Here is a 5,049-nt window from a genome sequence, read left to right on the forward strand (position 1 = left end):
TCGACTTCCTGGTTCATGCGCATTGCGCCGATCTCCGCCGCGAAAGCAGAAGCGGACCGGCCGGCAAACAGGATTGCGGCGATGACCGCCCCGAACTCTCGCAAGATGGCTACGCCGACCAGCTCCACGGTGAAGGCGGAAACGCCAAACGTCGAAAGCAGGTTGGCGCCGACAAGCGCCACGATCGCACCGATGAAGAAGCACATCATCATCACGATCGGAATTGCATTGATGCCCGCCTGCTCCATCACGCTGAAAAGCGGTGTCAGGCGCAAGCGCTTCGGGTTCCTGAGGTGCCGGCCTAGCGCGACAACCAGGCGCCCTTGGAAATCCATCACCGCCCAGATTTGGCCTATGAATCTTTCAACCTGCCTGCCGATACGAGCAAAGAACGTGTTAATGGCGGAGGCTGCGGGCTCGGTAACCTGGCGGGCTTCGGACGGTGCGCCCACCAGATCCGCGAGCCGGCGAAGATCCTGACGATCACTGGCCTCCAGCGGCGCTGTTGAGCCGAGCGCTTCGACGAGTGCCAAGGCACCCGCACTGTCCACGTGACCGAGGCTCTGAACGTCCAGCGCTTTGGGCCGGGAACCTTCGGTGAGCGACCGCATGATTTCCGTTGGCAGGTTGCCCAGTCCGAATGCGGTCCAGTCGCCGCCAATCGCAAGGCAGAGCCCTTCGCCAGACTGGCGCAGCTCGTAACGTGCGGACTCGACGCCGACTTCAAAGGGGGGGTTGTGGCCCGGCACGCTCATCAAAAACCGATATCTCCCCTAAACGCTAATCATCGAGGAACAAGCCCAGAATGAGCAACTTATGGAACTAATCATGTCGTCATGTCCTTGTCGCCTAAAATCTTTAAAGATCCCCCGCCCTCCCCCATGTCAACAAACAGAGTTATCCGATCTTTACGCCCCGCCAGTCCCGTTTCTTCTTTCTCGGTCTGGCAGACCGATCGGCCGCTGGTGCGGCCTCGTCCCGGCCGTCTCTGTCCGCCAACAGCGGCGTCGATCGCTCCTCGATGAGCGCGCGCAGCCGAGTGCGGCCCCGCGCTATGCGACTTTTGACCGTTCCTGTGGTAACGCCGAGCCGCATCGCGGCCTCTTCGATCGACGCGCCCTGGCTCGCCAGCAGCACCGCCTCGCGCTGATGGGGCGGCAGTTCGCCGAGCGCCCAATCCGCATCCCGCAGCCAGATGGCGAGGCTCTGGGTCTCGTCCACCTTCAGCATCCGGTCGCGCGCCTCCTCGGGAAGGTCCGCCTGAAAGCGGGCGCGACGACGACCGGTGAGGAAGTTGTTCTTCATCACGGTTCGAGCCCAGGCAATCAGGCTCGTCCCGGCCGCGAAGCTGGCCCGCGCGCTCCAGCAGCGTAGCAGGGTATCCTGCAAGAGGTCGTCGGCGTCCGCACCGCCCGCGGTCAGCCGCCGGGCATAAGCGCTGAGCGCGGCCGTCTGCTCGATCAGTGCCGCTCCGAAATGATCGTCGGGCATGGCGACTGGGGAAGCATGGACGGGCACCTCGGGCGGCATCTTGTTCTCCGGACAGGCTTTTCCTGCCCTCAGGTGATATAGGGTACGCAAGGCGGGAATGTTGCCGGCTAGAATGCTTCGAGCCCGGTTCGTCCCGTCCCGGGCGATCGGAGCTGTGCCCGCTATAGAGTAAGATTGATACGGCCGAAGATCGGCAAAGATCTCTTTTAGGCATCGTCGCCTTTCTTCTCCGCGCCGATTGCATCCTGCGCAGACGCCGGAAAATGCCGGTAGAGCGTAGGGACCGATACGCCGATTGCCGGCGCGACTTCGCGCACCGTCATCCCCGACGCGAACAGCCTTCGAGCTGCTTCAATACGCTTGGAGGTCATCACTGTCTTTCTCCCACCGACCCTCCCCTCGCGCCTTGCGGCTATCAGTGCGGCTGTAGTGCGCTCGCGAATGAGATCACGCTCCATTTCAGCTAATGCAGCGAGAATGCGGAACACGAACTTGCCAGCCGTTCCTGACGTGTCGATACCGTCGGTTATCGAGCGCAGACCAATGTCGCGCATCTCCAGCTCGATTGAGAGATCGATTAATCCCTTGGATGTTCGACCTAGCCGATCCAGTTTCCAGATTACCAGTATGTCGCCGGAGCGCGCATGCGAGAGGGCTTCAGCTAGGCCGGCACGATTGGCATTGGACCCACTAGCCTTGTCGGTGAATGTACGCTCGCAACCCACCGCGCGGAGCGCGTCGAGCTGAGGTGTTAGATCCTGTTCGGGCGTCGAGACGCGGGCGTAGCCAATCAGCATGGGTTATTCTCAAAACTTACCGTCCGCACCTATCACGAGCCAGCTCAATCGAGAAAGTGTTTTGATACGTGCTGCACGCCTGCTATGCTTTCTCACATGGTCCCGCTTCATAATCGATCGTTTGTGAGAAGGCCGCGGGGGCTGTCCCGTCCGTCGGTTTCCGAAAGCACGAATGGCGATGCCAACGCCGTCGTCCGGTTATCGAAAGCACGAACTTTGACCGTAAAATCGGCCATCACAGGGGAGCGCCACCGGGCAGCAGCCCTAATCTTCGTGCTTTCGACAACCGGCCGGAACCCGATGGGGCTGCGGACCACATGAGCTTGCCTATCCAACAGGGCGACCTGTTTTCGCTCGATAGCCCGCTGTTGAAGGAGGTTCGCGGCGAACGGTCGCTGATGGCGTTCCCGTTCTTTGCGTTGGGCAAGGGTAAGTGGACCAAGCCGCTCGCCTACAAGACCGACGCGGTTTCGATCGAGATCGTCGCCACCGCGAAGGGCGTTGCGACGATCTACGACAAAGAGGTGTTGCTTTACATCGCGAGCCTCATGGTGGCGAAGCTGGAGGCCGGCGTGGACGTCTCCCAGGACTTCTATTTTACCGCTCACGACCTATTCCACGTCACCGGCGTCAACGGCTCGGCCCGCTCCTATACGCGCCTGTCGGACGCGCTGGAACGGCTACAGGGCACGAAGACCGGCGCTTCCGAACGAGGTGTTGCCGGAAGACGACCGTCAGCCTCGAACTGCTTCCGCAAATCCCGTCGCCAGGCCTAGACTTGCGACGGATCCAACCCGTGACGGCGCGCGACGGCGCTGACACCTTCACCTACGTAACACTCGGCGACAATCGAGGCCTTTACCTCAGGCGGCCAGTCCCGTCGCTTGCCCGCGCCCGTGAATACCTCAAACCGCTGCGCGCCCTTGCTCACAGGATCATCACTCGTGATCATCATAGTAGCAGCGCACCCCAGTCCGTCAGGGCGCGGAGACTCGGCGCTGCTTCCTACGACCGCAAGGTGGGGTCAGGGCTCCGCTTACGGACAAGCCAAACTCGAGCGGGCCACAATTGCCACGGTGACGAGCTGGGTGCGCCACCGAGATTTACCAGCATGATCGGAAGCTTGTTGACTATGAACACCATGCGGCCGGCAAAGTTGATATAGCGCCGCCTTAAAACTACGCTGTCTAGAGTCGTTCCTACTCGGCAGGAACCGCTATCGCATCCTTCATCCGCCGGAATGCCCGGTGCGATTCGATATTTTCCGGTGCCAGCCCAAATGCAGTCTGCCGCGGAATGTCCTGCGCGTTGATCTCATCGTAGCGCAGGTAATAGGCCTTGTGCATCCGGTAGAAGGGTATCTCCGGATAAAGGTGATGGATCAGGTGATAGTTCTGATAGACCAGCAGGGGGGTCAGCAGCCATTCGAGCCCGAACCGCATGGTCGTCGCCATATAGGGCCTGCATCGCAAGTGGGCCGATGCCACCGAGTTCCGCTTCGGCAAGGAGCCTGCCGCGTTGGCGGCATAACCCTGAAAGAAGGATCTGAGGCATACGCAGAACAAATTTTTGCCCGAGAGGGCGAAATCCGGATCGTCCACGGGGACGATGGGCGAGGTGATCTCGTTGAGAGCCCCCAACCTGCAGCGCCAATCCCCGCAAGGTCGTGAAACAGATTGAGACGCCTTGCTCTCCTGACCCCATCATGCGGCGGCCACAGCGCCGACCGCGAAGAGAAGCGCGTGACCCGTGCGATGAACCGGAAAAGCCGACAGGAGTTGACTTCAACAGCCCCAATCAGAGAGGACTCTCAGAAGTGCTTCCGGAAGGCGATCGAGGCCGCGATCTGGCTATGCGTCGCTTCGATCGGCGCGGCCGTGTTGGGAGGCCCGTCATTGGACACGCTCTTGGGAAAGGCATAGGTCAAAGCGAAATCGAGGGCACTGTTCTTGCCGAGCGCCCAGGAACCGCCGCCCGTGATGTTGGTGGTCGGTGTGGACGGGATGATCGCCAACACCCCGTGGCCCGGGGTGGGCTCGTCCGCATAGTGAAAGCCGCCCCGCACCGCGAAGCGCGGGGTCAGTCGATATTGCACACCCACGCCGACCACATTGGTGTCCCGGTAGTTGGTCGGAAAGGACAGATTGATGTCGGCGCCCGAAGCGTCGTCCTTGAAACCCACCGAGACATTCTTCATCGCGCTTCCCCAGAACACGCGCTGATAGTCGACCGCCACGGAGAGCCTGTCCGAGAACTCATGGAACACGCCCGCCGTGAATTGCGCGGGGCCCTGGAAATCGCGCACCCGCACCTTCCCGCTGAGCGGGATGTTGCCGGCCACCGCACTCACCGCGGTAAGCGTCGAGTGGCCGGTGAGATCGCTGACCGAGGTCTTAAAACTATAGACGATGCCCAACCGCGTTCTGCGCGATACCTGATAGGTCGCGCCGAGCTTGCCGCCGATGCCCCAACCCTCGGCCGCTCCGCCGACGATGCTGTGGTTGGTGAAGTTCAAATAGCCACCCGAGAGCTGGGGAATGCCGAGCAGGGTCGGCACCAGCGACCCGGACAGGCGCTGTTGGGCGGCGAGCGTCCCGATCTGTGATGTGTCGAGGAGCAGCCCCACGTTCATCGAGGTCCAGACCACGTCCAGCGAGCCGCCGACCGCAAGCCTGTCCGTCACCTGGTAGGCGGCTGAAACCGGAATCCGCAGCGTCAGCATGCGAGAGAAGTTTCGCAGGCCCGTGTCGGTGGTATTGGT

The 5,049-nt window shown here is 61.5% G+C and carries 6 protein-coding genes and 1 pseudogene; 1 reads left to right on the top strand and 6 read right to left on the bottom strand.

The features are described 5' to 3' along the window. From VMR39_RS05090 to VMR39_RS05100, 3 genes are all read right to left on the bottom strand, one after another. On the bottom strand, nt 1-755 hold a 755-nt coding region (locus VMR39_RS05090), incomplete at its 3' end, for an MlaE family ABC transporter permease (RefSeq protein WP_325414927.1). Nucleotides 756-897: 142 nt separating this feature from the next. Further along, nucleotides 898-1,530, bottom strand: a complete 633-nt coding sequence (locus tag VMR39_RS05095; RefSeq protein ID WP_037508634.1) for a sigma-70 family RNA polymerase sigma factor — start codon at nt 1,528-1,530, stop codon at nt 898-900. A 167-nt stretch (nt 1,531-1,697) separates the two neighbouring features. After that, entirely contained in the window at nt 1,698-2,288 is a 591-nt protein-coding gene (locus VMR39_RS05100) for a recombinase family protein (protein WP_037508635.1), read from the bottom strand. Nucleotides 2,289-2,605: 317 nt separating this feature from the next. On the opposite strand from VMR39_RS05100, the pseudogene VMR39_RS05105 reads away from it, so the two are divergent. Beyond that, nucleotides 2,606-2,983: pseudogene (locus VMR39_RS05105) on the top strand (replication initiator protein A); the annotation flags it as partial. A gap of 77 nt (nt 2,984-3,060) precedes the next feature. Here the strand turns inward: VMR39_RS05105 and VMR39_RS30425 are convergent. From VMR39_RS30425 to VMR39_RS05120, 3 genes are all read right to left on the bottom strand, one after another. Beyond that, on the bottom strand, nt 3,061-3,243 hold the full coding sequence (locus VMR39_RS30425) for a transposase (protein ID WP_325414928.1): 183 nt from the start codon (nt 3,241-3,243) through the stop codon (nt 3,061-3,063). Nucleotides 3,244-3,487: 244 nt separating this feature from the next. Next, nucleotides 3,488-3,889 (bottom strand): fatty acid desaturase, encoded by a 402-nt coding sequence (locus VMR39_RS05115; protein ID WP_325414929.1) that lies wholly within the window; start codon nt 3,887-3,889, stop codon nt 3,488-3,490. 209 nt (nt 3,890-4,098) lie between these two features. After that, the coding region (locus VMR39_RS05120; protein WP_325414930.1) for an OmpP1/FadL family transporter at nt 4,099-5,049 on the bottom strand (951 nt) is incomplete at its 5' end.

The sequence above is a fragment of the Sphingobium sp. genome (genome assembly GCF_035511395.1).
GTDB lineage: Bacteria > Pseudomonadota > Alphaproteobacteria > Sphingomonadales > Sphingomonadaceae > Sphingobium.